General features: G+C 71.7%; 24 protein-coding genes. 7 read left to right on the top strand and 17 right to left on the bottom strand.

Annotated features, from left to right (window positions below):
- Nucleotides 1-22: 22 nt before the first annotated feature.
- The 4 genes from ACFWHU_RS23920 to ACFWHU_RS23905 form a co-directional block, all read right to left on the bottom strand.
- The gene (locus ACFWHU_RS23920; RefSeq protein ID WP_385800135.1) at nt 23-2,266 is read right to left on the bottom strand and encodes a putative bifunctional diguanylate cyclase/phosphodiesterase; all 2,244 of its coding nucleotides are present in this window, start codon (nt 2,264-2,266) and stop codon (nt 23-25) included.
- The gene (locus tag ACFWHU_RS23915) at nt 2,266-3,078 is read right to left on the bottom strand and encodes an SAM-dependent methyltransferase (protein ID WP_387226997.1); all 813 of its coding nucleotides are present in this window, start codon (nt 3,076-3,078) and stop codon (nt 2,266-2,268) included. The genes ACFWHU_RS23920 and ACFWHU_RS23915 overlap by 1 nt, the downstream gene beginning before the upstream one ends.
- 208 nt (nt 3,079-3,286) lie before the next feature.
- Nucleotides 3,287-4,231 (bottom strand): SCO0930 family lipoprotein, encoded by a 945-nt coding sequence (locus ACFWHU_RS23910; protein WP_385800132.1) that lies wholly within the window; start codon nt 4,229-4,231, stop codon nt 3,287-3,289.
- 188 nt (nt 4,232-4,419) lie between these two features.
- The gene (locus ACFWHU_RS23905) at nt 4,420-4,977 is read right to left on the bottom strand and encodes a hypothetical protein (protein WP_385800130.1); all 558 of its coding nucleotides are present in this window, start codon (nt 4,975-4,977) and stop codon (nt 4,420-4,422) included.
- A 62-nt stretch (nt 4,978-5,039) separates the two neighbouring features.
- Here ACFWHU_RS23905 and ACFWHU_RS23900 point away from each other — a divergent pair, with 62 nt between their 5' ends.
- Together ACFWHU_RS23900 and ACFWHU_RS23895 are read left to right on the top strand one after the other, a co-directional pair.
- Nucleotides 5,040-5,804: a hypothetical protein gene (locus tag ACFWHU_RS23900; RefSeq protein ID WP_387226993.1), complete on the top strand. Its 765-nt coding sequence runs from the start codon at nt 5,040-5,042 to the stop codon at nt 5,802-5,804.
- A gap of 232 nt (nt 5,805-6,036) precedes the next feature.
- Nucleotides 6,037-6,663 carry a hypothetical protein gene (locus ACFWHU_RS23895; RefSeq protein WP_387226991.1) on the top strand — a complete coding sequence of 209 codons (627 nt, stop codon included), beginning with the start codon at nt 6,037-6,039 and terminating at the stop codon, nt 6,661-6,663.
- Nucleotides 6,664-6,790: 127 nt separating this feature from the next.
- On the opposite strand, the gene ACFWHU_RS23890 is transcribed toward ACFWHU_RS23895, so the two are convergent.
- A complete protein-coding gene (locus ACFWHU_RS23890) occupies nt 6,791-7,276 on the bottom strand; it encodes a hypothetical protein (RefSeq protein WP_385800124.1) in 486 nt (161 codons plus the stop codon).
- A gap of 321 nt (nt 7,277-7,597) precedes the next feature.
- Here ACFWHU_RS23890 and ACFWHU_RS23885 point away from each other — a divergent pair, with 321 nt between their 5' ends.
- Nucleotides 7,598-8,257 carry a class F sortase gene (locus ACFWHU_RS23885; RefSeq protein WP_385800122.1) on the top strand — a complete coding sequence of 220 codons (660 nt, stop codon included), beginning with the start codon at nt 7,598-7,600 and terminating at the stop codon, nt 8,255-8,257.
- A gap of 64 nt (nt 8,258-8,321) precedes the next feature.
- On the opposite strand, the gene ACFWHU_RS23880 is transcribed toward ACFWHU_RS23885, so the two are convergent.
- Complete coding sequence (locus ACFWHU_RS23880; RefSeq protein ID WP_385800120.1) at nt 8,322-9,236, bottom strand: polysaccharide deacetylase family protein; 915 nt, start codon at nt 9,234-9,236, stop codon at nt 8,322-8,324.
- A 223-nt stretch (nt 9,237-9,459) separates the two neighbouring features.
- Here ACFWHU_RS23880 and ACFWHU_RS23875 point away from each other — a divergent pair, with 223 nt between their 5' ends.
- On the top strand, nt 9,460-9,921 hold the full coding sequence (locus tag ACFWHU_RS23875; protein ID WP_147877850.1) for a universal stress protein: 462 nt from the start codon (nt 9,460-9,462) through the stop codon (nt 9,919-9,921).
- A gap of 32 nt (nt 9,922-9,953) precedes the next feature.
- On the opposite strand, the gene ACFWHU_RS23870 is transcribed toward ACFWHU_RS23875, so the two are convergent.
- Nucleotides 9,954-11,156, bottom strand: a complete 1,203-nt coding sequence (locus tag ACFWHU_RS23870; RefSeq protein WP_387226987.1) for a CapA family protein — start codon at nt 11,154-11,156, stop codon at nt 9,954-9,956.
- Between the two features lie 271 nt (nt 11,157-11,427).
- On the opposite strand from ACFWHU_RS23870, the gene ACFWHU_RS23865 reads away from it, so the two are divergent.
- Complete coding sequence (locus ACFWHU_RS23865) at nt 11,428-12,006, top strand: sigma-70 family RNA polymerase sigma factor (protein ID WP_078073967.1); 579 nt, start codon at nt 11,428-11,430, stop codon at nt 12,004-12,006.
- Here the strand turns inward: ACFWHU_RS23865 and ACFWHU_RS23860 are convergent.
- The gene (locus tag ACFWHU_RS23860) at nt 11,943-12,137 is read right to left on the bottom strand and encodes a zf-HC2 domain-containing protein (protein ID WP_078073968.1); all 195 of its coding nucleotides are present in this window, start codon (nt 12,135-12,137) and stop codon (nt 11,943-11,945) included. The genes ACFWHU_RS23865 and ACFWHU_RS23860 overlap by 64 nt on opposite strands.
- Nucleotides 12,138-12,249: 112 nt before the next feature.
- Here ACFWHU_RS23860 and ACFWHU_RS23855 point away from each other — a divergent pair, with 112 nt between their 5' ends.
- Nucleotides 12,250-12,795 carry a hypothetical protein gene (locus ACFWHU_RS23855; RefSeq protein ID WP_385800115.1) on the top strand — a complete coding sequence of 182 codons (546 nt, stop codon included), beginning with the start codon at nt 12,250-12,252 and terminating at the stop codon, nt 12,793-12,795.
- A 40-nt stretch (nt 12,796-12,835) separates the two neighbouring features.
- Here the strand turns inward: ACFWHU_RS23855 and ACFWHU_RS23850 are convergent, their stop codons facing one another.
- From ACFWHU_RS23850 to ACFWHU_RS23835, 4 genes are all read right to left on the bottom strand, one after another.
- Nucleotides 12,836-14,032: a sensor histidine kinase gene (locus tag ACFWHU_RS23850; protein ID WP_385800113.1), complete on the bottom strand. Its 1,197-nt coding sequence runs from the start codon at nt 14,030-14,032 to the stop codon at nt 12,836-12,838.
- A gap of 60 nt (nt 14,033-14,092) precedes the next feature.
- Nucleotides 14,093-15,580 (bottom strand): cation acetate symporter, encoded by a 1,488-nt coding sequence (locus tag ACFWHU_RS23845; protein ID WP_385800111.1) that lies wholly within the window; start codon nt 15,578-15,580, stop codon nt 14,093-14,095.
- Nucleotides 15,577-15,939 carry a hypothetical protein gene (locus ACFWHU_RS23840; protein ID WP_385800109.1) on the bottom strand — a complete coding sequence of 121 codons (363 nt, stop codon included), beginning with the start codon at nt 15,937-15,939 and terminating at the stop codon, nt 15,577-15,579. The genes ACFWHU_RS23845 and ACFWHU_RS23840 overlap by 4 nt, the downstream gene beginning before the upstream one ends.
- Before the next feature lie 111 nt (nt 15,940-16,050).
- Nucleotides 16,051-16,800 (bottom strand): LytR/AlgR family response regulator transcription factor, encoded by a 750-nt coding sequence (locus ACFWHU_RS23835; RefSeq protein ID WP_385800107.1) that lies wholly within the window; start codon nt 16,798-16,800, stop codon nt 16,051-16,053.
- A gap of 78 nt (nt 16,801-16,878) precedes the next feature.
- Here ACFWHU_RS23835 and ACFWHU_RS23830 point away from each other — a divergent pair, with 78 nt between their 5' ends.
- Nucleotides 16,879-17,583, top strand: a complete 705-nt coding sequence (locus ACFWHU_RS23830) for a zf-HC2 domain-containing protein (protein ID WP_385800105.1) — start codon at nt 16,879-16,881, stop codon at nt 17,581-17,583.
- A 61-nt stretch (nt 17,584-17,644) separates the two neighbouring features.
- Here ACFWHU_RS23830 and ACFWHU_RS23825 read toward each other — a convergent pair whose 3' ends face one another.
- The 5 genes from ACFWHU_RS23825 to ACFWHU_RS23805 all read right to left on the bottom strand — a co-directional run bounded on the left by ACFWHU_RS23825 (nt 17,645) and on the right by ACFWHU_RS23805 (nt 24,470).
- A complete protein-coding gene (locus ACFWHU_RS23825; protein ID WP_385800104.1) occupies nt 17,645-18,511 on the bottom strand; it encodes an Fpg/Nei family DNA glycosylase in 867 nt (288 codons plus the stop codon).
- 49 nt (nt 18,512-18,560) lie between these two features.
- The gene (locus tag ACFWHU_RS23820) at nt 18,561-19,439 is read right to left on the bottom strand and encodes an amidohydrolase family protein (RefSeq protein ID WP_387226981.1); all 879 of its coding nucleotides are present in this window, start codon (nt 19,437-19,439) and stop codon (nt 18,561-18,563) included.
- A complete protein-coding gene (locus ACFWHU_RS23815; RefSeq protein WP_385800100.1) occupies nt 19,436-20,410 on the bottom strand; it encodes an aldo/keto reductase in 975 nt (324 codons plus the stop codon). Before ACFWHU_RS23815 ends, ACFWHU_RS23820 begins: the two co-directional genes overlap by 4 nt.
- Nucleotides 20,411-20,600: 190 nt before the next feature.
- Nucleotides 20,601-22,214, bottom strand: a complete 1,614-nt coding sequence (locus ACFWHU_RS23810; RefSeq protein ID WP_387226979.1) for a wax ester/triacylglycerol synthase family O-acyltransferase — start codon at nt 22,212-22,214, stop codon at nt 20,601-20,603.
- Between the two features lie 159 nt (nt 22,215-22,373).
- The gene (locus ACFWHU_RS23805) at nt 22,374-24,470 is read right to left on the bottom strand and encodes a SpoIIE family protein phosphatase (protein ID WP_387226977.1); all 2,097 of its coding nucleotides are present in this window, start codon (nt 24,468-24,470) and stop codon (nt 22,374-22,376) included.
- Nucleotides 24,471-24,511 lie beyond the last annotated feature (41 nt).

The following is a 24,511-nucleotide window of genomic DNA, read 5'->3' as shown; positions in this document are numbered from 1 at the left end:
CGGCCACCCGCTCCGGACGGCGTCAGACCGCGTCGGCGAGCGACAGGGTGTGCAGCATCTCGGGCGGGCCGGGACGCGCGTAGTACCAGCCCTGCGCCGTGTCACAGCCCAGCCTTCGCAGATGGTCCGCCTGCGTCCCGGTCTCCACGCCCTCCACCGTCACGGCCAGCTCCAGGCTGTGCGCGAGCGAGACGATCCCCTCGACGATCTTGATGTCGACCGCGTCGGCCGGGTGCTGCTGCATCCCCTGCGTGAAGGAACGGTCCAGCTTGAGCACGCTCACCGGCAGCCTGCGCAGATTGGCGAGGTTGGAGTAGCCGGTGCCGAAGTCGTCGAGCGCGATGTCGACGCCCATCTCGGCGAGCTGGCGCAGCGGCTTGAGCAGATCCTCGTCCGCGCCGATCAGCGCGGACTCGGTGACCTCCAGGCAGAGCGAGCCCGGCGCGAGGCCGACCCGCTCCAGCACCTCCACCGTGTCGGCGACGAGCCCCGGATGGTGCAGCTGGGCCGGCGAGAGGTTGACGTTGATCCGCAGCGGACCCGCGAACGTGCCGGCCGCCAGCTCCTCCTGCCACGCCCTGGCCTGTCGCACGGACTGTTCCAGCACCCAGCGCCCGAGCGGCACGATCAGCCCGGTGTGCTCGGCGAGCGGGATGAACCGGTCGGGGCTGAGCACCCCGTGGGTCGGGTGGCTCCAGCGCACCAGCGCCTCGGCTCCGTGCACCTTGCCGTCGGCGAGATGCACCAGCGGCTGGTACTCGATGAAGAACTCGCCGCGCTCCAGCGCGGTCGGCAGCGCCGTGGTGAGCCCGTGCCGGGTGATGGCGCGGGCGTCGGCCTCGGCGTCGGCGTGCTCGAACCGGTTGCCGCCCGCCGACTTGGCCCGGTACATCGTGATGTCGGCGCTGCGCAGCACCTCCGCCGCGGTGAACTCCCCCGCCTTGCCCTCCACGATGCCGATGCTGCCCCGGACGGTGAACTCACGGCCGTCCAGGCTGATCGGGGTGGCGAGCGCGCCGAGGATGCGCGACGCGAGGTCGTTCACCTCGCGTACCGAGTCGGGCCCCGTGGTCAGCGCCACGAACTCGTCGCCGCCGAGCCTGGCGACCATCTCGCCGGGCGCCGTGGCGCAGCTCTGGAGCCGGTCGGCGACCTCGACCAGCATCCGGTCGCCGGCGGAGTGGCCGAGGCTGTCGTTGATCGCCTTGAAGCCGTCGAGATCGAGGTAGCAGAGGCCGAAGCGGGCCGGCTGAGAGGTGTCCTTCGTGGCTTCCTTCGCCGTCTCTCCCACCGGCTCCTTCGCCGTGTCCCTGGCGGGGGTGAGCGCCTTCTCCAGGCGCTCGAAGAACAGCGTCCTGTTGGGCAGTCCGGTGAGGGCGTCGTGGGTCGCCTCGTAGCGCAGCCGCAGATTGAGCAGCCGCCGCTCGGTGGTGTCCTCGAGCAGGGCCAGTTGGTACTGCGGCACGCCGTCGACGTCCCGGAGCAGCGAGACCGTCAGGTTGGTCCACAGCACGGTGCCGTCGTTACGGAAGAACGGTTTCTCCGTCCGGAAGCTCTCACGTTCCCCGCGAATCAGCTCACCGTGCATCCGCCAGACCTGCGGCGCGTCGTCGGGGTGCACCCACTCGCTGACGTTCCTGCTGCGGACATGGTGTTCGAGTCCGCCGAGCATCTGGGTGAGGGTGTTGTTGACCTCCAGCACATGGCCGTCGAGGTCGGCGATGCCGATGCCGATCGCCGCGCCCTCGAACACCGCGCGGAACCGGGCCTCCGTGGCGTGCAGCGCGTCCTCGGCGACGCCGCGCGCCGCGAGCGCGGAGCGCGCGATGGCCTCCTGCTCGGTGAGGGTGCGTTCGCGCAGCGCCAGGGCGAACCCGGCGGCGAGCGCGTGCTGGAGCCGGGCACAGCGCGCCCGCAGCTCCTCGGCGGCCAGTTCGCCGGCCGGGTCGGCCGACGCGCCGCAGTAGAGGACCAGATAGGCGTCGACGACGCCCAGGGAGCGGGCGAGCGTCTCCGGGTCCGTGCAGTGCACGGCCACCAGCGCGGCCCCGACGCCGTGCGCGGGCGCGGCGTCGAAGATCTTGTCGTGCAGAGCGTCCCTCAACCGGCGTGCCAGGGGCAGCAGATGCTGTTCGAACTCGGGCCGGGTCAGTGACGTGGCCGTCGCGGGGAAGATCGCCCGGCTCCAGATCGTCGCGAACCGCCTGAGCCGGTCCTCCAGTCCGTCCGGTTCCGCCGCTTCGTCGGGGACCTCCGCCGGCACCATCACGCCTTGCGTCCCACGCCGGCGAACCCGGACGACGCGTACGGGTCCTCCTGGCCGTCGGGGCTCTCCGGTCGCCAGTTCCCCATGGGCACCAGACCGGGCTCGACGAGGTCGTAGCCGTCGAAGAACCGGGCGATCTCCTCGCGCGTCCGCATGACCAGCGGGTTGCGGATGTCCTTGTAGACGCCGACCGTGCCGGCGACCCGTTCCTGGGGCAGCGGGATGCCCGCGTACGAGGCGTGGCACACGACGACGAGGCTGCCGGGTGCGAGGGCCTCGGTCAGCTCGGCAACGGCCTGGAAGGGTTTGTCCTCGTCCTCCAGGAAGTGCAGGACGGAGACCAGCAGCAGGCCGACCGGCCGGTTCAGGTCGAGAAGGTCCCGGACCTCGGGGCTGTCGAGGATCTGCCGGGGTCTGCGGAGATCGGCGGTCACGACGCCCGCGTTGCCGTTGCCTTCGAGCACCGCCTTGCTGTGTGCCACGGCGACCGGGTCATGGTCGACGTACACGACCCTGGCGTCGGGATCGGCGGCCTGGGCGACCTCGTGGACATTGCCGAACGTCGGAATGCCGGAGCCGATGTCGAGGAACTGGGTCACGCCCTCGCCGATGGCGAAGCGGACGGCGCGACGCATGAACGCCCGATTCGCCTGCATGATCTTGGGAAGTCCCGGCATGAACTCCATTGCCTTACGGGCCGCTTCCCTGTCCACTGCGAAATTGTGCGAACCGCCCAAATAGTAGTCATAAATGCGGGAAACGCTCGGCACCGATATGTCGATGCCCTGCGGTGCCCAGGCGGGACGCTCCATCGAGATCTCCAACAAGTCGCCACGGGTGAACGGCCTTGTACACGGCCGGTGTTCGAGCCGAGGCTACTGATCGCCCGCCAAGAGAGCGAGCTGAAACGGAAATTAGCGGTCCGTTCTCGGTCACACCCGAACCCTGACACGCAAACGGTCCGCCGTCACGCACGGGGGCGTGACGGCGGACAGCTCGGTCGGAGGCGCGACGTGGGGACTACTTGGGCGCTCCGACCAGCTTGGAGTCGGGAGCGACGGCGTACCAGGTGCCGCCGACGCCCTGACCATTGGTGTCACCGGGCTTGGCATCGCCGGCGAAGGTGTAGATCGGCCAGCAGTCGATGGTCTGCTGCTTGATTCCGTCGGGCCGGTCGAACGTCACGAAGCCCTTCTTGATGATGCCTTCGGTGTCGTTCTTGTCGACCGGGGCGACGACCGGCCACTTTTCGAGGCAGGCACCGGTGCAGGCGGTCTTCATCGGCCACGCACTGTCCTTCTTGAACCGATATACCGTCATACCCTTGGCGTCCACCACGATTTCACCGAGCTTGGGGTCCTTTCGCACGGACAGCCCGGCGAGATCGGCCTCGGAGGCTCCGGCCTCGTCCTCCCCTGCGGCGCCGACGGCGGCCTTCTTCCCGTCGGGGGCGGAGGCGAACCAAGTGCCGCCCACACCCTGCCCGTTGGCGTCACCGGGGTTGGTGTCCTTGGCGTAGCGGTACATCGGCCAGCCGCCGAGGGTCAGTTGCTTGGTGCCGTCGGCGCGTGTGACCTCTCCGATCTTCGACGCGTCGGTGCCCGCCGCCGCCTTGACGTCGCCCGCGGCGACGACCGGCCACGCCTTCTCGCACTCGCCGGCACAGTTCGACTTGGGCGGCTCGGCGGTGTCGTTGTCGAACCGGTAGAGCGTCATGCCCTCGCTGTCGGTGACGACCTCTCCGAGCTTCTTGCTGTCCCACACGGCGAGTTGGCCGGCCGTCTTGGGCTCGGTGGCCGATTCGTCGCCGTAGCCGGCGTCCGATCCGTAGCCGCCGTCGGCGGGTGCGGCGGCGCCGACCGCCTGACCGTTGGGGCTCTCGCCCTTCTCCTGACCGCACGCCGTCGTCAGGGCCAGTACGGCCACCGCGGTCACCGCGAGCGAGGCGTTCCGCCAGGTGTTCATGTCAACTCCCGTAGTTCGTAAGCCAGTTGGGGCGCCAGGCCGCGCCGTTCATGGTCCTAAGTACGCGCGGGAGGGTGAGGAGCGTTCAACGGACTTCAAAGAATCTTCAGAAAGAAACGCGGAAAGCCCCGATTCCCCACGATCAGGCGAATCCAGCAGTATTTCGGCATGCCGCGGACGGCGTTGTTTCATGCTGCCGCCGTGAACCGATCATTTGTCGTGCGGACCCTGGCCGTCACGGGGCTCCTGTGGATAGTCGGCACGCCCGTGCCGGCCGCCGCGGATGTCTGCGTCTCGGCCTGGACCGGGCCGGGCGGTGCGGGCGCGGTCGTCATCATCGGAGACGGGCCCTGCCGGCCCTCGCCGCCACCTCCACCGCCGCCCTCACCGCCGCCGCCCCCCGAACCCCCGCCGGAGCCTCCGCCACCGCCACCGCCGTCTCCCGAGCCACCGCCGGAACCCTCACCACCGCCGCGGCCCGAACCGGAGCCCGAGCCGCCCGTGGTCGCCGAGCCCGCGCCCGTACCGCCACCGGTCGCGCCGCCGCCGGTCCGGCCCGCCGTGGACCCGCCCCCTCCGCCACCACCGGCCGCTCCCCCGCCGGAACCGAAGCCCTCGCCGCCTCCTCCCCCGCCACCGCCGAAGGCCGGTCCGCCGGAGGTACGGGTGCTGCCCGCGTACAAGGCGCCCGCCCGCAAGCAGCCGACGAACAGCACGTCGGTGGTGATGCTCATGCTGCTGCTCACGGCGCCCGCGGTCCTCGCCGCCGCCATCCTTCGCCCCCGTTCCCGCTAGCTGACGGAGACCCATGTCGGAATGGCTTGTCCTGACCATCGCGATGGCCGCCGCGTGCGCGGTCGTCGTGACCATCGTCCTCATCAACCAGCGCCGGGTACCGGCCGACGACGACCCCTCAGAGAGCCCTGACGTCCTCGAATACATGACGATGATGATCGGCGTGGTCTACGCGATCGTGCTGGGCCTGGCGATCGCCGGCGTCTGGGAGGCGCGCGGCGGCGCGCAGGAATCCGTACGCCAGGAGGCGCAGGCCCTGCACGAGGTGCAGGCGCGGTCGGAGGTCTACCCGGTCGAGGTGCGCGACCGCATCCGGGGCGACGTCGACGCGTACGTCTCGTACGTGGTCCACACCGAGTGGCCCCACATGTCGGAGCACAACAGTCTCAGCGAGAAGGGCACGGCGCTGCTGGAGCAGGTGCGGCGGAGCGTCACCGACTACGTACCGGCCGACGACCACGAGGCGCAGGCCTATCAGCCGCTGGTCGACCAGGTGGCGGCGGCCGACGACGCGCGCGGCGCCAGGGGCGAGAACGCGGGGGCGACGATGCCGGGGGTCGTCTGGTTCGGCCTCATCATCGGCGCCGTCGTGACGGTCGGGCTGATCTTCACGCTCCAGATCCGCCGTACCTGGCGGGAACTGCTGCTGGCTGGTCTGTTCAGTGCCCTGATCGCGTTTCTGCTCTTCCTCATCTGGGACTTCGACGCGCCGTACGGGCGGGGCATCTCCGCGACGGCGGCCCCGTTCGTCGACCTGTTCCCGCACCTCCGTACGTAGGACGGGCGCCGGGATCGCCGGACGGGCACCGCGGGCCCGTCCGGCGGTCGACGGCGGGCCCTGACCAGCCGCCGGGAGGCCCGCGCGGCCGGTCGGGTGACAGGACAACCCATTCGCCGGACTGCGATCGCGGCGGTGGCGGTGCGCTCCTAGCGTGCCGGGTATCGAGGTGCATTTCCCGCCTCCGCGGAAATCAGTTCCGCACTGCCCCTCGGAGACCGGAGGATCGACCATGCGCGCGATACGTGCCGCGTCCGCCGCTCTACTGGGAGCGGCCGCACTCGCACTGACTACGCCTGCCGTGGCCACGGCGGCGGCCCCCGACCCACCGTTCGATTTCGCTGTCACCCCCTCGGTCGTCGCCGCCGGCGGAGAGGTGACCCTCACGGTCACCGGGTGCAGCAGCACCGCCACCGCCGAGTCCGGGGTGTTCGACGACACCCCCATCCCCTCCGGCGGATCGGCGCGCGCCTCCGTCTTCTGGGACGCCAAGCCCGGTGCGATGTACGAGGTGACCTTCATCTGCAACGGCGAGGAAGGCACCACCGACCTCACCATCGCGGGCGGCACCCCGTCCCCGACCGCCTCGCCGACCACGACCGCGTCACCGACCACGACCGCGTCGCCGACCGGGACCGCGACCCCGAGCCCGACCCGGACGACGACCGCCACCCCGACCCGTACCGCGACCACCAGCTCGACGGCGATCGCGCCTCCCGGCGGCGTCAAGGGCGGTCTCGGCGGCAGCTTCATGGGCATGAACAGCACGGAACTCGCCATCGGCACCGGCCTGGTCGCCGCGGCGACCGTCGGCACCGTCCTGGTCGTGCGCCGTCGCTCGGCGAGCCGTCTGCACTGACCCCCTCCGCCGTCACCCGCCCGTCACCCGCTCCCCGCCGGTCCGGGGAGCGGACGGAACGTCCGTCGCCCCAAGTCCCGTAGAGGACTTGGGGCGACGGACGTTCGCCGTACGGAGGTCCGGCCGGTCAGACGAGCGCGTTGCCCGCACGACGGCGCCGGGCGATGAAGTACGTGCCGCCGACGGCCGCCGTGCCGACGAGACCGGCACCGACCGCCATCTCGGTCGAGCTGGGGCCGATGGAACCGCCGAGGCCGCCCTCGGCGCCCTGGCCGGAGAGCACGCGGAAGCGGTGGGTCGCGATGCGGGTGCTGTCGCTGCACTTGACGGAGAGGTTGTAGTCGCCGGGCGTGGCGTTGTTGTTGATGCGGGCCCTGGCCTCCGAGTGGCCCGAGGAGTTCACCGACAGCTGCGCCGTGGGGAAGGCGTTGGACGTGACGGTGCCGCCGTGGCCGCAGCCGTCGACGGTGATGTGCAACGTACCGCCCTGGTGGACGGCGAACGGGTTGACGCGGACGTTGGTCGGGCCGTTGGTTGCCCCGGCCAGTGGGGCGGAGAGCGCCACGGCGGCGCAGGCCGCGGCAGTCACCATGAGAGCGCGTGAAGCACGCATCGTTGAGCCTCCAGTGGAAGACGCCCCAAAGCGGTGCTCCGGGAAATTCGACGAGTACGCCCTCCATGACGAACCATCACCATCTGGAGCGTTCGACGCATTTCGGCACTGGTCCACCCTGGTGAGGCGACACGCCGACAGAAGGCGATCCGGCCTGACGGACCCGCAGGTCACAGACCGTCAGAAGTTTTTATATGACGACTACTCGAATGGGGCAGCGCTGCGGGCACGGACGGCCGCACCACCCATTCGCCATCCATCTCTCGCGGGCCCGGACGTCCGCGCCTAGCGTGCGTACCAGGTGCCCACGAAGGGAGAATCATGGGCCTGGCCCTCAGCGGCTCGGAGTCGAGGAAACGCTCGCCCTGGGGCGTTCTGGCTCTTGTCATGCTCTCTGGTCTCGCACTGATGCGGAACGGGGCCGACGTGTCCCTGGGACCGCCCCAGCCGGCCTCGGCGGCGGCGCTGGACACCCGGCAGGACCAGGTGACCGCGCCGGGCACCGTCCCCATCGTGAAGCCCCTGCCGTACGCCCCCATGTCCCGCGTGACGATTCCGGCGATCAAGGTCGACGCACCCGTGATGGACGTGGGGCTCGACCCGGAGGGCTGGATCGCCGCCCCGCCGCCGGAGGACGCGAACATGGCGGGCTGGTACCAGAACGGCGTCGCCCCGGGCCAGCGCGGCACCGCGGTCGTCGTGGGCCACGTGGACAACCAGGCGGGCCCCGCGGTCTTCTACGGTCTCGGCTCGCTGAGCAAGGGCAAGCACATCGAAGTCACCCGCTTCGACGAGCGGGTGGCGGTGTTCGAGATCTACGGCGTCGAGGTGTTCTCCAAGAACGACTTCCCGGGGGCGCGGGTGTACGGCGACACCGGCCACTCCGAACTGCGTGTGATCACCTGCGGCGGCGGCTACTCGAAGGCGGGCGGCTACGACGGCAACGTCGTGGTCTTCGCCCGGCTGGTGGAGACCCGCTGAGGGCGTCTGCCGGATCTGTACGGAGAGGGTGGGGCGGCGCACGCCGCCCCACCCTCTCCGTGTGTCAGGACTTCGGTACGGAGATGCCGTAACCGCGCCTCGGGACAGTGATGGCGTATCCCTTCTTCAGCAGCTTGGGCAGGTAGTCGCGCAGCGCGGCCACACTCTGCGAACGGTTGCCGCCCGCGTCGTGCGACAGCACCACGACTCCGGGCGCGGCCCCGTCGAGCACTCTGCGGACGATCTTCCCGGTGCCGGGTGACTTCCAGTCGAGGGTGTCCAGGGTCCAGGCGAGCGGCTCCATACCGAGGTCGGCGCCGATCTTGAAGGTGTGCCGGTTCCAGGAGCCGTACGGGGCGCGGAACCAGACCGGCGGAAGGCCGAGTGTCCGCTCGATCACCTCGCTGGTGCGCTCCATCTCCTCAAGGATCTTGGCCGGTTTCAGTTTGGGCAACTCCGGGTGGGACCAGCTGTGGTTGGCCACGATGTGGCCGTCGTCGGCCATCTCGCGCAGCAGGTCGCCCTGCCCCTTGGCCATCCCGCCGCAGATGAAGAACATCGCCCGCACGTCGTGCGCGCGCAGCGTCTTGAGGATGGCGGGGGTGTACTTGGGGTCGGGCCCGTCGTCGAAGGTGAGCACCATCGAGCGGCCCAGGTCGGGCATCTTCATGAAGGGCTCGGTGCGCACGGGCGGGCGGGCCGGGCGGTAGCCGGGTGGCTGGAACTCCGTCATGGGGCTCAGCCTGTAGGCGGACGATCCGCCGGGCAGTGCCGGGGGCGGTCCGGCCGCCGACCCGCCCGCCGGAGGGTTCCCTGCCGCCGACGCACCCGCGGGAGGGCTCCCGGTGGCCGGACGGACCGGCGTGTGGGGATCGCCCGTGGTCATCAGCCGGGCCAGGCCCACGGCCCCGAGGACGGCGGCGACGCGCAGCACGGCCCGTCGCCCCGGCATCATCTGGTTCTTCTTGGTGGCTTCCATGGCCAATGGCTCGCACGGCCGACGGCTCCGGCGCTTCACCGACACCGGCGAGTGCGGGGAAAGCACCCGATGGGATGAGCGGATGAGCGTCAGTCGGGTCGGCGGGAAACGGCGGCGTCTCGCGAGGGCGGTGAGCTCCGCCGGTCTCCGGCGATCGGGGGACGATCCGGCCTCCGGGCGCACCCCCGGCGGCCCGCGTTCCGGAAGCCGATAGCCTCCTGGCGTGACGGATCAGCAGCCATCCCCCTTCGAACGCGGCACGGACGGCCCCAAGGTGATCGTCGCCGGTGTGGACGGCTCGGAGTCGTCCCTCCGCGCGGCGGCGTACGCCGGTGGTCTCGCCCGGCGGCAGAACGCCCTGCTCGCGGTCGTGTACGTGCAGCCGCTGATGTCGACGGGCGCCGCGCTCGGCGCCCCGGTCGCCGACACGACCGAGGAGATCGCCGAAGGTCTCGCGGAGGAGATCCGTACCAGCGCCGAGCGGGTCAGAGGCATCTGGGACGTCCGCTGGGAGTTCCACACCCTGCGCGGCGACCCCTACAACGGGCTGGTCACCGCGGCGGACGACCTGAAGGCGGACGCCGTGGTGGTGGGCGCGTCCGAGTCGGCGGGGCACCGCTTCATCGGCTCGGTGGCGGTACGGCTGGTCAAGGCGGGCCGCTGGCCGGTGACGGTCGTCCCGTAGAACGGCGTGCGGGCCTTCGGGAGGGCCCGGTGTCAACGGCCCGCCGTGAGGCCGTCCTTGGCGGCGCCGCGCCCGAGGACGGCCGCCTCGATCGCCGACCGCGTGGTGCGGTAGTCGTCCCTGGCCGGGTCTTCGTCGAGCGCACGGGACAGATTGACGACCCGTCCGACGGTGTTGTCCATGGTCTGCGGGACGAACTCCGCCTTCGTCACGGACCAGCGTTCCCCTTCGGCGGCGGGCGGCGCGAAGGTGAACCGGCCGATCGAGCCCTGGGTGCCGCGCGGGTCGAACTGTCCGGCGTGGTTGATCATCTCGCCGGCGATCTGGTCGCCCATGCCGTAGATGATCCAGGTGCCGTTGACCTTCTCGTACGCCTGCGGGACATGGGCGTGGGTGCCGATGATCAGGTCGATGTCGGGACGGCTCCCGGTCTTGGACGCGGTGAGGTTCCGGCCGAGGTTCAGCTGCTTCTCGTCGGGCGCGGTCTGCCACTCCGTACCCCAGTGGAGGCTCACGACGACGACGTCGGCGCCCGCCGCGCGGGCGGCCCGTGAATCGGCGACGATCTTCTCCTCGTCGATGAGGTCGACCGCCCAGGGCTGCCCGTCGGGCAGCGGCCTGCCGTTGGTGTCGTAGGTGTACGCCAGTTGGGCGACCTTCGCGCCGCCCGCGTCCAGCAGGGCGGGCCGGGTGTCCTCCTCGGCCGAGCGCGCCGAGCCGACGTGCTTGACCCCCGCCTTGTCGAGTGCGCCAAGGGTGCGGCCGATTCCCTCGGCACCATCGTCCAGGGAGTGGTTGGACGCGGTGGAGCAGGAGTCGTAGCCGGTCGCCTTGAGCGCGGTGGCGATCTCGGGCGGCGATTTGAACGACGGGTAGCCGGTGAAGGGTCCGCCGTCGGGGCCGTACACCGTCTCCATGTGACAGATCGCCACATCGGCGGCCGAGACGACGGGCTTCACCCCCGCGAGCATCGGTACGAAGTCGTGGCCCGCGCCGCCCGCGTCGGCGTTGGCCTGGCGGATGACGGAGTCGTGCGGCAGGACGTCTCCGGAGGCGACGAGCGTGAACCCGCGCCGCGGTGTGGCGCCGCCCGCCGCCGAAGTGCCGGACCCGGCGGCGCTCGTGACGGGCCGGTCGCCGGCCGCGTCCCCGGCGCCCGGTCCGGCGCATCCGGCGGTCGTACCGAGCAGCAGGGCGGCGGCGGCCACAGCCCCGTGTCGCATGCGCGTCGTCATCGGTCAGGCTCCTTCATTGACGAGGAAGGCGACCAAACGGTCAACGCATGCATATCTTCATATTAATGTGATTAATACACCAGACGTGGCGAATCACTCGAAATGGACGAAACGGATCGGCCGAACCGTTCACCGCACCACTCGCCGCGCGGAGCGACCGCTCGTCGCAGACCCTTGTGAGCCGTCTGTCCCCGGACGTACCCGATGCGTTCCGATACGCCAACGGCAACGACGCCGACGGCAGCGACCTCCGCGAGAAGGGACGTTCACGATGACCACCGCCACGGCCACGGCGACGACCGACGAGCGGGCGCTGGCGGAGTTGCAGCGCGACCACGGTCCCGCGCTGCTCCACTTCCTGCTCGGTCTGACCTACGGCGACCGGCAGCGCGCCGAGGATCTGCTCCAGGAGACGCTGGTCCGCGCCTGGCAGCACCCCGAGGCTTTCGAAGGCCCCTACGAGTCCATGCGGCCCTGGCTCTTCACCGTCGGCCGCCGGCTGGCGATAGACGCCCGCCGCTCACGTCTCGCCCGCCCCACCGAGGTCAGCGACGGCGTCCTCGAAGCCACCCCGGAGCCGGGCGACCCCACGGAGCGCTCCGTCGCCGCGCTCGACGTACGCCAGGCCGTGAAGTCGCTGAGCCCGGAGCACCGCGCCGTACTCGCGCAGATCTACTTCAAGGGACTGAGCGTGGTCGAGGCCGCGCAGGTGCTCGGCATACCGGCCGGCACCGTCAAGTCCCGGTCCTACTACGCGCTGCGCGCCCTCGGTCGCTCCCTGCCGGGCTACCACAGGTCCTCCTCGTCGAAGAGTGCGAGGAGCGCCGCGGCATCGGCCACCTCCGCATAGGCGGCAGCGCACTTCGCACAGCCGTCCAGGTGCCCGGCGACGAGCCGGTCCTCCTCGGGCGTGAGAGCTCCCAGCGCGTAGGCACCGAGCTGCGACCGCACATGCGGGTCACCGCCGGCCTCACCCGTCACAATCGCCTCCGGTCCTCTGTCGGATCCTGCTCTTCTGGCCACGCTGGGCACCGGCCGCCGGTTCAATGCTCCGTGAAGCAGCGTCCACGGAGGGGAAGGAAGGCGCAAAACAATGCGTCCGGAACGTCATGACGAAGGCGGTGGCGGCGGCCTGCTCGTCCCCATGGCATGGATGTACGCGGAGTACATCGCCGACGAACTACTGCGCACCGGCGATCTGATGCCGCCCACCACACTTGAGTACCGGGCGGGTCGCGACGCCCTCGCCCTGACCATCTTCCTGTCCGACGGAGCGGTCGGCGGGCCCGGCGGCGTGGCGCGGATGGACGAGTGGCGGACGCTGACCGAGTACGGCACCGGTTGGCGTGAATGGGTCTGTCACCAGCTCGACCTGCTGGAGACCCGCGTGTTCCAGGCGGAGCGGACCGGCGTCGCCCGCCCCGACCCGGATCTCGAACTGGCCCTGGCCGCCTGGCGGTGGCTGGAGGAGACCGAACTGCTGGCGCCGGACCTCGACGCGATGGGCCCGCCGGGCGGCGATCCGCTCCTGGCCGGTCGCGGGGACCCGGAGCGGTACGAGGAGGAAGGGCCACAGGTGTGGACCCCGGCGTGGCAACTGGGGCTGCCGCTGGGGCATCTGGCGATCCATCTGTTCTGAAACGACAGGCGCCTTCGGCGTTCCCGGCCGCCGGGCCCGCTCAGGTGCCGTGCACACCCGCGCGGTACTTGGGGATCCGCACCGTGATCCGCATCCCGGCCCCCACCCCCGTCTCGATGACGAGCCCGTAGTCGTCCCCGTAGACCTGGCGCAGCCGTTCGTCCACGTTGAGCAGTCCGATGCCCGTGGACAGACCGCCCTCGCCGCGCAGGATCCGGCGCAGCCGATCCGGGTCCATCCCCACCCCGTCGTCCTCGATCACCACTTCCGCCTCCGAGCCCGCGTCGAGCGCGCTGATGGTGATGTGGCTCATCGTGATCTTTCCTTCGAGGCCGTGCTTGACGGCGTTCTCGACGAGCGGCTGGAGACAGAGGAACGGCATCGCGACCGGCAGCACCTCGGGGGCGACCTGGAGCGTGACCGACAGCCGGTCGCCGAAGCGGGCCCGGACGAGTGCCAAGTACTGGTCGATGGAGTGCAGTTCGTCGGCGAGGGTGGTGAAGTCCCCGTGCCTGCGGAACGAGTAGCGGGTGAAGTCGGCGAATTCCAGGAGCAGTTCCCGCGCCCGCTCGGGATCGGTGCGGACGAACGAGGCGATCGCGGCCAGTGAGTTGAAGATGAAGTGCGGCGAGATCTGGGCGCGCAGCGCCTTGATCTCCGCCTCGATCAACTGGGTCCGGGAGCGGTCGAGTTCGGCGAGTTCGAGCTGTACGGAGACCCAGCGGGCGACCTCACCCGCGGCCCGCGCGAGGACCGCGGATTCCCTTGGCGCGTAGGCGACGAGGGTGCCGAGCACCCGGTGGTCGACGGTCAGCGGCGCGGCGACGCCCCAGCGCAGCGGGCAGTCCAGATCGCCGCAGCCGCTGGCGAAGGCGGTGTCGCGCCCGCTGGCGAGCAGCCCCTGCACATGGTCCATCACATGCTTGCCGTGGTGCTCGCCGAGGCCGTCCCAGACCAGCACCCGGTCCCGGTCGGTGAGGCAGAGTGCGTCGGTCCCCAGCAGTGAGCGCAGCCGGCGGGCGGCCTTGCCCGCGCTCTCCTCGGTGAGTCCGGCGCGCAGCGGCGGGGCGGCGAGCGACGCGGTGTGCAGGGTCTCGAAGGTGGCGTGTTCGACGGGCGTACCGACGTCACTGGTCCGGTCCGGGCGACCGTGTCCGGTACGGCGGCCGAGCACATAGCCCCCGGCGAGCAGCAGCGCGCCGAGCACGATCAGTACCGCGAGGGCGGCGCCGCTCATCGTGAACCTCTCATCCGGATCGTCGGGGTCGTCGTGATCGTCGTGGGCCTCTCGCCGGGGTCATCGCGGGCCTCCCCGGGCACGGGGCATCAGGGCCTCCGGCAGATGGAAGCGGGTCATGGCGGCCTTGGTCCCCGGCGGTATCCGCGAGCGCGTGGCCAGCGACACCAGGATCATCGCGAGGAATCCGACGGGCACCGACCAGACGGCGGGCCAGGCGAGCAGCGCGTGCGGCCAGCCCGACCGTACGGCGCCGCTGACCGTGATCCCGATGGCCACCAGCGCCGAGCCACCGCCGAGCAGCAGTCCGGCGATCGCGCCGGGCGGGGTGAGCCGCCGCCACCAGATGCCGAGCACCAGCAGCGGGCAGAACGAGGACGCGGAGACGGCGAAGGCCATCGCGACGGCGTCCGCCACCGGCATGCCGCTGACGACCAGCGAGCCGCCGAGCGGTACCAGGATCGCGAGCAGCGTGGCCAGCCGGAAGTGCCGTACGCCGCGGGAGGGCAGCACGTCCTGGGTGAGCACCCCGGCCACCGCCATGGTCAGGCCGGAGGCGGTGGACAGGAACGCGGCGAACGCGCCGCCCGCGACGAGCGCGCCCAGCAGATCGCCCGCCGTGCCCCCGATCACCAGATCGGGCAGCAGCAGCACGGCGGCGTCGGCATCCGTACCGAGGGCGGGCGCGGGCGCGTACAGCCGGCCGAGCGCGCCGTAGACCGGCGGCAGCAGGTAGAAGCCGCCGATCAGGGCGAGCACGACGACGGTGGTCCGGCGGGCCGCCCGGCCGTTGGGGCTGGTGTAGAAGCGGACCACGACGTGCGGCAGGCCCATGGTGCCGAGGAAGGTGGCGACGATCAGCCCGTACGTCGCGTACATGGGGTGGTCCGCGCGGCTCGACATCTCGGTCAGGTCGAAGTCGATCGGGGGCCGGCCGTCGCCCTGCCAGGCCAGCAGCAGGAAGATCGCCGGGACGAGCAGCGCCGTGAGCTTGAGCCAGTACTGGAACGCCTGCACGAAGGTGATGCTGCGCATGCCGCCCGCCGCGACGGCCACCACCACGACGACCGCGACGAGGACGGCGCCGAACCAGTTCGGCGCGCCGGTCAGGATCTCCAGGGTGAGGCCCGCGCCCTGGAGCTGCGGCACCAGATAGAGCCAGCCCGCGCCGACGACCAGCGCGCTGACCACGCGCCGGGCGGGGCGGGACTCCAGGCGTCCCTCCGCGAAGTCGGGCAGCGTGTACGCGCCGGAGCGGCGCAGCGGGGCGGCGACGAAGATCAGCAGGACCAGATAGCCGGCGGTGTAGCCGACCGGATACCAGAGCATGTCGGGGCCGTGCAGCAGGAGCAGTCCGGCGATGCCGAGGAAGGAGGCGGCGGAGAGGTACTCCCCGCTGATCGCGGCGGCGTTGAGACCGGGCCGTACGGTACGGGAGGCCACGTAGAAGTCGGAGGTGGTGCGCGATATGCGCAGGCCGAAGCCGCCTACGAGGACGGTGGCGACCACGACGACGGCGACGGCCGTCACCGTGTAGCTCTGGCTCACGGCAGCGGCCGGCCCTTCACCAGCCGGGCGAAGTCCCGCTCGTTACGCTCCGCGCGCCGCACGTACCACCAGGCCAGCAGGGTCAGCAGCGGATAGGCGGCGACGCCGAGGACCACCCAGACGACGGTGGAGTCGCCCAGCGCGGCGAAGGCGAGCGGGAGGGTGCCGACGACCGTGGCGAGCAGGGCGAACGCGGTGAGTCCGGCGCGGAGCTGGCTGCGCATGAGGGAGCGGACGTAGGCGTCGCCGAGTGCGGTCTGCTCGTCGATCTCCGACTGGGCGCGGTAGCGGGGCAGTGGGCGTACGCGGCGGGGTTCACCGGTGACGACCTCGCGCTTGGGGTGGGGTTCCGCGGTCATGGTCTCTCCTCCCCCTCGTCCCCGGCACCGGTGCCAGGGCCGGAGTGTAGGCAGACCGTCAAGGCGGAGGGAAGTCCCGGCACCCCACCGTCCGCCCGGCGAAGGGCCAGGTCAGCGGCCGGGCTGGCGCATCAGCAGATCGCGCAGGGCCCTGGAGTGACGTCTGCTGACCGCCAGTTCCGCGTCGCCGACGCGCACGCTCATGGCGCCCGCGTCGAGGCGCAGCTCGTCGATGCGGGCGATGGCGACGAGATGGCGTCGGTGGATCCGTACGAAACCGCGGGAGCGCCAGCGCTCCTCCAGGGTGGTGAGGGGGATGCGCACCAGATGGCTGGCGGTGTCGGTGTGGAGTCTGGCGTAGTCGCCCTGCGCCTCGGCGTAGACGATGTCGGCGACGGGGACGAAGCGGGTCACGCCGCCGAGCTCGACGGGGATCTGGTCGGTGGAGGTGTCCACGACCGGGCCGCGCTCCCCCACCAGCTCCGCGACGCGCCGGACGGCCTCGGCCAGCCGCTCCCGGCGGACGGGCTTGAGCACGTAGTCGACGGCCTTGAGGTCGAACGCCTGGACGGCGAAGCCCTCGTGGGCGGTGACGAAGACGATCAGCGGGGGTTCGGCGAAACCGGCCAGGAGCTTGGCGACGTCGAGGCCCGTGAGCCCCGCCATGTGGATGTCGAGGAAGACGACATCGACGGCGGCCGGGTCGTCAGGACCGGCGTCGAGCGCGGCCCCGATACGGCGCAGCGCCTCGGTCGCGCTGGTGGCGCCCTCGGCACCGCGGATCCGCGGGTCGGCGCGCAGGAGGTACAGCAGCTCTTCGAGGGCGGGCTCTTCGTCGTCCACGGCCAGTACACGCAGCATGACGCGGAAGTTTAAGGGCTCCGGGGCGTGGTGAGCCCGGATCGGAGGTGGATATCGATGCGTGGACAAGGATGTCGTTTGAGTGATTCGCCGTCGCGCCCCGTATCAGGGGGCATGCGGACCCCGGAGATCCATCGCGACGTCGGCGCCTACGCGCTCGGCGTCCTCGACGCGGCCGACGCCTTCCGCTTCGAGGACCATCTCATGGACTGTCCGCACTGCACACTGCTGTTGGGCGATTTCGACGCGGTGAGGGGTCAGCTCGACGAGTACACGCGGCAGACCCCCGCGCGGGTGGCGCCCATCGTGTCGGCCGGGCCCGAGCTGCTGCACCGGATGCTCGTTGGGACGGCCGCGCGGCGGCGGGTGAGCCGCAGACGGCGGCTTGCCCTGCTGGCGGCGGCGATGGTGATCGCGGTGGGCGGCCCGTTCGCGATCGTCGACGCGCAGCGGGGCGGCGGTTCCCCGGCGGTGCCGACGGCCGAGCGGTGGACGGCGAAGGACCGCAGGACGGGGACGGCGGCCGTCGTGACGGCGGCGGAGCGGGGCTGGGGCACGGACATCGCGCTGGAGCTGTCGAAGTCGGCGGCGGCCGGGGTGTGCGCGCTGATCGCCGTGGGCCGTGACGGGTCGGAGGAGACCGTGATGACCTGGTCCGCCCGCGCCGACAGTGACGGGCCGATGGTCACGTGGGGCGGCGCCGCGCTGCGGCCGTACGAGATCGACCGGTTCGAGGTGCGCACGGCGGACGGCCACCGGCTGATGACAGTACGCGGCGGGTGACGGCAGGGACGGTTGACGGTACGGGGCGGGTGAGAGGGCCTTCGTACGGAGGCGGCCGGCGCTACTTGAGGAACCGGGACGTCCGGCGGTCGGCGAGCGGTTTGCCGCCCGTCTGACAGGTCGGGCAGTACTGGAGCGAGGAGTCCGCGAAGGCGACCGACCTGATGGTGTCGCCGCAGACGGGGCACGTCTCGCCGGCCCGGCCGTGCACCCGCAGTCCGCTCTTCTTCTCGGCCTTGAGCCGGCCCGCGGCGACGCCGCGCGAGCGCTCGATCGCCGAGTTCAGCGTGTCGCGCATCGCACCGTGAAGGACGGTGATCTCGTCCTCGGTCAGATTCTGGACCGGCTTGAAGGGTGACATCTTCGCCGCGTGCAGGATCTCGTCGCTGTACGCGTTGCCGATGCCCGCGATCAGCCGCTGGTCCCGCAGGGCGCCCTTGAGCTGCCGCCGCTCCCCCACGAGCAGCGCGGCGAGGGCGTCCCGGTCGAAGGAGTCGTCCAGCGGGTCGGGGCCGAGGGTCGCGACGGCGGGCACCTGGAAGGGGTCGCGTACGAGATGGACGGCGAGGCGCTTGGTGGTGCCCGCCTCGGTCAGGTCGAAGCCGTCGCCCCCGGCCAGGACGGTCCGCAGCGCCAGCGGCCCCTTCCCCGGGCGCGGCGGCGCCGCGGGGAACTCGTCCTTCCAGCGCAGCCAGCCCGCGCGGGCCAGATGGATCACGAGATGGAGCCCGGAGGTGCCCGCCACGATGTCGAGCCACTTGCCGTGCCGCTCGATCCCGCTCACGGTGGTGCCCTCCAGGGCGGTGAGCGGCGGGTCGTACGTCTTGAGGACGTTGATCGACAGGGGCAGGACGCGGGCGACCTCCTTGCCGACCAGATGGCCGTCGAGGAACTCTCTCAGCGCTTCGACTTCGGGGACTTCCGGCATGCGTCAAGCGTGCCGCAGCACCGGCGCGAACGCCCGGCGGGCGCCGGGTTCAGAGTCCGTAGACCGCCGTGGCCGTTCCCCCGAAGACCGCCCGCCGCTCGTTCTCGCTCAGATCGCCGGTCAGCGTACGGGTGACGGCCGCGACCTCGGCGTACGAGGCGGCCAGCCGGCACACCGGCCAGTCCGAGCCGAACATCAGCCGCGCGGAGCCGAACGCGTCGAGCGCGGTCTCGGTGTACGGGCGCAGCGTGTCCGCCGTCCAGGAGTCCCACGCGGCCTCGGTGACAAGCCCGGAGAGCTTGCAGACGGCGTTGGGTCTGGCGGCCAGCGCCCGGATGTGACCGGCCCAGGGGTCGAGGTCGCCGGCGGCGACGGGCGGCTTGCCGAGGTGGTCGAGCACGAAGGTCAGCTGCGGCAGCAGCGCGGCGGCCGTCGTCGCGGCCGGGAGTTGGTGCGGCTGGACTATCAGGTCGTACGCGAGCCCGGCGGCGGCCACGGCGGTGAGCCCGCGCAGTACGTCGGGACGCAGCAGCCACTCGGGGTCGGGTTCGCCCTGGACCTGGTGCCGGATGCCCACGAGCTTGTCGCCGCCGGGCATCTCGCGCAGCGCGGCGAGGGTGTCGGCGACGTCGGGGGCCGTGAGGTCGGTCCAGCCGACGACTCCGGCGATCAGCTCGCTCGTGTCGGCGAGGGCGAGGAATTCGGGGGTCTCCTCCGCGACCGTGACGGTCTGGACGAGGACGGTGGCGCCGACTCCGGCCGCGCGGGCCTCCGGTGCGAGATCGGCGACGGCGAAGTTCCGCCGGATGGGTGCCATGGCGGGGCCGGTGATCCAGTCCTGGTCCCGTACGGAGAGGTCCCACACATGGTGGTGGGCGTCCACGACCGGCGCAGACGCGGTCGGTGGCCGGAGGGAGGCTTCGCTCATCGGGCGTCGCCCTCCAGCAGGCCCTCGGCGCGCAGGTCGTCCCAGAGCGCGTCGGGGACCGTGCGGCCGTACATGTCCGCCGCGTCCTCGACCTCCTCCGCGGACCGGGTGCCGACGAGGACGCTCGCGACGGCCGGGTGCAGCAGCGGATAGGCGATCGCGGCGGCGCGCAGCGGGACTCCGTGCCGCTCGGCGAGGGCCTTGATGCGCAGGGCGCGTTCCAGCAGTGCGGGCGGGGCGGCCGTGTAGTCGTACGTCGCGCCGGGGCGCGGGTCGGCGAGCAGCCCGGAGTTGAAGACGCCGCCGACGACCACGCTCCGGCCGCGCGCGGCGGCCTCGGGCAGGAGTTCGGCGAGGGCGGACTGGTCGAGGAGGGTGTGGCGGCCCGCGCACAGGACGACGTCGACGTCCGTGTCCCGGAGGAAGCGGGTGAGCACGGCCGTCTGGTTCATTCCGGCGCCGATCGCGCCGACGACTCCCTCGGCCCGCAGCCGTTCCAGCGCGGGGTACGCCTGCCCGAAGGCGTCGGCGACGTGGTCGTCCGGGTCGTGCAGATAGACGGTGTCGATCCGGTCGGTGCCGAGCCGCTCCAGGCTGTCGTCGATGCTCCGCCGCACGCCGTCGGCGCTGAAGTCCCAGACGCGGCGGTGCGTGGCACGGACGGCGAAACCGTTGTCGAGGTCGTCGCCGTCCGCGAACGGCAGGGGTTCCAGCAGCCGGCCCACCTTGGTCGACAGGGTGTATTCGGCGCGGGGGCGGGAGCGCAGGGCCTCGCCGAGGCGGCGTTCGGCGAGGCCGAGGCCGTAGTGCGGTGCGGTGTCGAAGTAGCGGATGCCCGCGTCCCAGGCGGCGTCGACGGCCGCCGCGGCCCGCTCCGGTTCGACGGGGGTGTAGAGATTGCCGATCCCGGCCGTTCCGAAGGAGAGCTCGGATACGCCGACCTCGCCGCTTCCGAGCGTGTTCTGCCGCATTGCGCTGGGCCTCCCGAAGTTGACACCCAGAATATTCATCGGATGACTGGGTGGCGTCAACACCTTCGAGGCAGCGAAGTCCGCCGCACCGGGGACTGTGTCCCAGCTGTGTCCGCGCCGTGTCCGTTCAGCCTGTGCGGCGCTTGAGGACTTCACCCGGCCGCACCGCTCGCGTCGGGAATTGTCCGATCTATCCGCCCAGGTCGGCCCCGGCGGACACCGCGGGCACAGCGGACACGGCAGACAGGTCGCGTTCGACGGGGACGGTGGCCACGACGGCCTCGACGTCGGTGTCGGCGGTCATGACGGGGCCGGCAGGGCGGATGGGGCCGACGGCGCCGGTGGGCGCCGTCGCGCGGAGCAGTTCGTTCAGCTCCTCGTTCATGTTCTTCGCCAGCCCTCCGAGATCGGGCACGGCCTTGCCGTCGGCGACGAGACCGACATGGACCCGTCCGCCGTACGTCGTCAGCCCCACCGCCAGGGACTGACCACGCGCCAGCGGCGCCATCGGATAGATCTCACGCAGCGGGCAGCCCCCGAACGAGAGCGTCGCGCGCGGCAGCGGCACGCTCGTCACGAGCACGTCGAAGAGCATCCGGGCCGCACTGCCCGCGATCGGCGCGCCGAGCCGGTGCGCCAGCGGATGCAGCTGCCCGGCGAGTACGGCGAGGGCTCCGGCGCCCCGTGAGGGACCGTCCTTCTTGTTGCGGTCCATGGCCCGGCGCACCGCGGTCAGCCGGGACAGCGGATCGGGCTCGGAGACCGGCAGGCCGAGCAGATACGCGGAGAGCATGTTGCCCGAGCCGGAGCCGCCGCCCGCGCCCGTACCCTGCCTGGCCCGGCTCGGCCGCCGTCCCGAGACCGGCACGAGAGCGCGCGGATCGGAACGCGGGTCGCAGTCCGGCAGTTGTTCGCCCCGCTCCAGCATCCAGCGGCGCAGCGCGCCCGCCACGGTGGCGAGGAGTACGTCGTTGACCGTGCCGCCGTGCGCCTTGCGCACCTGCCGTACGTCCTCCAGCGCGAGCACGGCGGTGGCGAGCTGCCGGGTGCCGCTGGAGCCCGCCGTGAGGGCCGGCGTACCGCGCAGGTCGAGCCGGCTGGCACGGACGACGGAGGCGCCGATCCCGAGCGCCCGGCCCAGGTCGCCGAGCCGGTGCCTCGCCATGTCGGCCACCTGCCAGGGGCCGGACAGCCAGGAGCGGGGCGGCGCGGGGCGGGCGCGGCGGGCGCCGGCGGCTCGCGCGTCGGCGATCTGGTCGAAGATCCCGGCGCCGATGGCCACGGCGCGCATACCGTCCGCGAGGGCGTGGTGCAGCTTCACCAGTACGGCGAAGGGCCGCCCGCCCGGCGACGTACCGCCGATCGATCCGTCACCGCCCGGCGCCCCGCCGCCCGTCGGCCGGCCCGCCAGGACGTACATCTCCCAGGGCGGGATGCCGCGCTCCAGCGGGCGTTCCATCAGCTCCCCGGCGAGCCGCGCGGTCTCCTCGGCGAAGTCCCCGGGCGGCAGTTCCACGAGCCTGACGTGCCTGCGTACGTCGAAGTCCTTGTCCACGCTCCAGGCGGCGCCGCCGACGGGCAGCAGGACGTCCCGTACCAGCATCCGCAGCCGGGGGACGGCCGCCGCGCGGGTGGCCAGCAGGTCCAGCAGCGCGTCGTCGCCGACACCGGTCCGCACGCCCGGCGCGCCGGGGCCGTCCGGCGCCGCCTCGAAGACGGCGAGCGCGCCGAGGTGCATCGGGTGGTCCGGTGATTCGAGATGCCAGAAGGCCAGATCGAGAGGTGCCAGCAGCTCGGTGGTCAAGGGGGCCTCATGTCTCGCGGAGGGAATGGCCTGCGGGGAACGCGCCGGAGAGGGGAGCCGGGAGCTGCAAGTCAATCGCCTCCGGTCGGTTACGATCAAGTACGAACGCGTTACGCACAGTTAGCGCCACTGTAACGCCCCGCACCCCCCGTTGCCCTCTCAGCCGTCCCGCTCCGGGCGGCCCGAGATGACGAACTCGCTCCACACGCACTTGCCGCTGCCTCGCGACTCCACGCCCCATTCGTCGGACAGCGCGTCCACCAGCACCAGACCTCGCCCCGAGACCCCCGACTCGCCCGCGTCCCGGATCCGGGGCAGGGCGCTCGACCGGTCCTCGACCTCCAGCCGCAGCCGCCGCTCCACCCCCGGCAGCACCCGCACGGTCACGATCGAATCACCGTCGGTGTGCGTCAGCGCGTTGGTCATCAGCTCGTCCACCACCAGCTCGACATCGTCCGACCGGTCGCCCGCACCCCACGCGCGTACCGCCGCCCGGACCATGTGACGGGCCGACGACAGCGCCTCGGCGTCGCCCTGCCCGACGTGCTGCTGGAGTTTGCCGCCGGTCCTGCCCGCGTACGCGCCCCGCCTGCGCAGCAGCAGTACGGCGACGTCGTCCTCGCCGCCGCGCTCGTCCACCGCCTCGCACAGCCGGTCGGCCAGCTCCTGGAGGTCGCGCGGGCCGCCCGCGACCAGAGCGGCCAGCCTCTGCATCCCCTCGTCCAGATCGACTCCTGGGATCTCCACCAGACCGTCGGTGTAGAGGACCAGCGTCTGGCCGGGATCCAGTTCGACGGTGTTCACCGGGTAGTCGAGCCGGCCGAACTCCGCCGACAGCCCCAGCGGCAGCCCGCCCTCGGCGGGCAGCCGGCGGCAACTGCCGTCCGTGTCCCGGATCATCGGATCGACATGGCCCGCCCGGACCACCCGGACGACGCCCGTGGCCAGGTCGGCCTCCGCGTAGACGCACGTCGCGAAGCGGTCGGTGTCGAGTTCGTGCAGGAAGACCGAGGCGCGCGCCATCACCGTGGCCGGGGTGTGGCCCTCGGCCGCGTACGCCCGCAGGACGATCCGCAACTGTCCCATCACGGCCGCGGCGTCGGTGTCATGACCCTGTACGTCTCCGATGACGGCGCCGACCCGGCCGCCGGGCAGCGGGACGATGTCGTACCAGTCGCCGCCGATGTCCCTGCCGAGCCGGGCCGATCGGTAGCGGACGGCGATCTCGGCGCCGGGCACGGCCGGGATACGGCGCGGCAGCATCGCCTGCTGGAGCCCCTCGGCGAGATCGTGCTCCTGCTCGAACAGGACGGCGCGCTGGAGGCTCTGGGCGATGCTGCTGCCGAGGGCGACCAGCAGATTGCGGTCCTCGGTGGTGAAGCCGATCTTGTCGCCGTAGAGCAGCCCGACGGCCCCGATGGGGCGGCCCTGCGCGATCAGCGGCAGATAGGCCGCCGAGGTGATGCCGAGATGGCTGATGTGGGGCCACAGGCCCGAGTAGGAGACGGCGAAGTCGTCCGCGGACTCGATGAACCGCGGGCTGAGCGTGCGGATCACCTCGCTCATCGGATACTCCTCGTCCACCCGTGTGACACGAGTCCCCGGCACGAAGGAGCCCGCGGGCCCCTCGGCGACGAGATGGATGCGTCCCGAGTCGAGGAGACCCATGACCATGCTGGTGGCGCCCAGGTGTTCGAGTCCGTCGGAATGCTTGAGCACGTCGATGACGTCCTGGACCGTCCGGGCGTGCGCGAGGGCGGCGGTGGCGCCCTCGACGACGGTGGTCCTGCGCCGGCGCTCCTCGTCCAGTTCGAGCCGCGCCATCGAGTCGGCGAGTTCCTGGGTGGCGTCGCGGACGATGCCGATGAGACGGCGCGGGCGGCCGTGCCCGTCACGGCGGACGGCGCCCTGCGAATGGGTCCAGCGCAGGGTGCCGTCACGGCGCCGGACGCGGAAATAGGCACCGTAGCCGTCCCCGCCACCGCCGCCGTTCCCGCCGCCGCTGAGCGCCTCCCCCACGACGGCGTCGAGCCGGTCGCCCTCGCCGGGCGGCAGGCGCTCCAGGAGCTTCGAGCGCGTGCCGTCGTATTCGTCGTCGGTCAGATCGAGGATCTCCAGCGCCACCCCGTCCAGATGGAGCAGACCACTGCCGATGTCCCAGTCGAAGCAGCCCATGCCGTTGAGGGACAGGCTCAGTTCCGGCTTCGCGGGCCAGTCGTCGGGGAGCGACGGGGGCCCCGCTTCCCGATCAACCATGGGGTCACTCTGTCATCATTTGTCGGATATCTCGACTGGTC

Source organism: Streptomyces sp. NPDC060366, from assembly GCF_042725135.1.
GTDB lineage: Bacteria > Actinomycetota > Actinomycetes > Streptomycetales > Streptomycetaceae > Streptomyces.
This window is presented reverse-complemented; position numbering and strand designations above follow the sequence as displayed.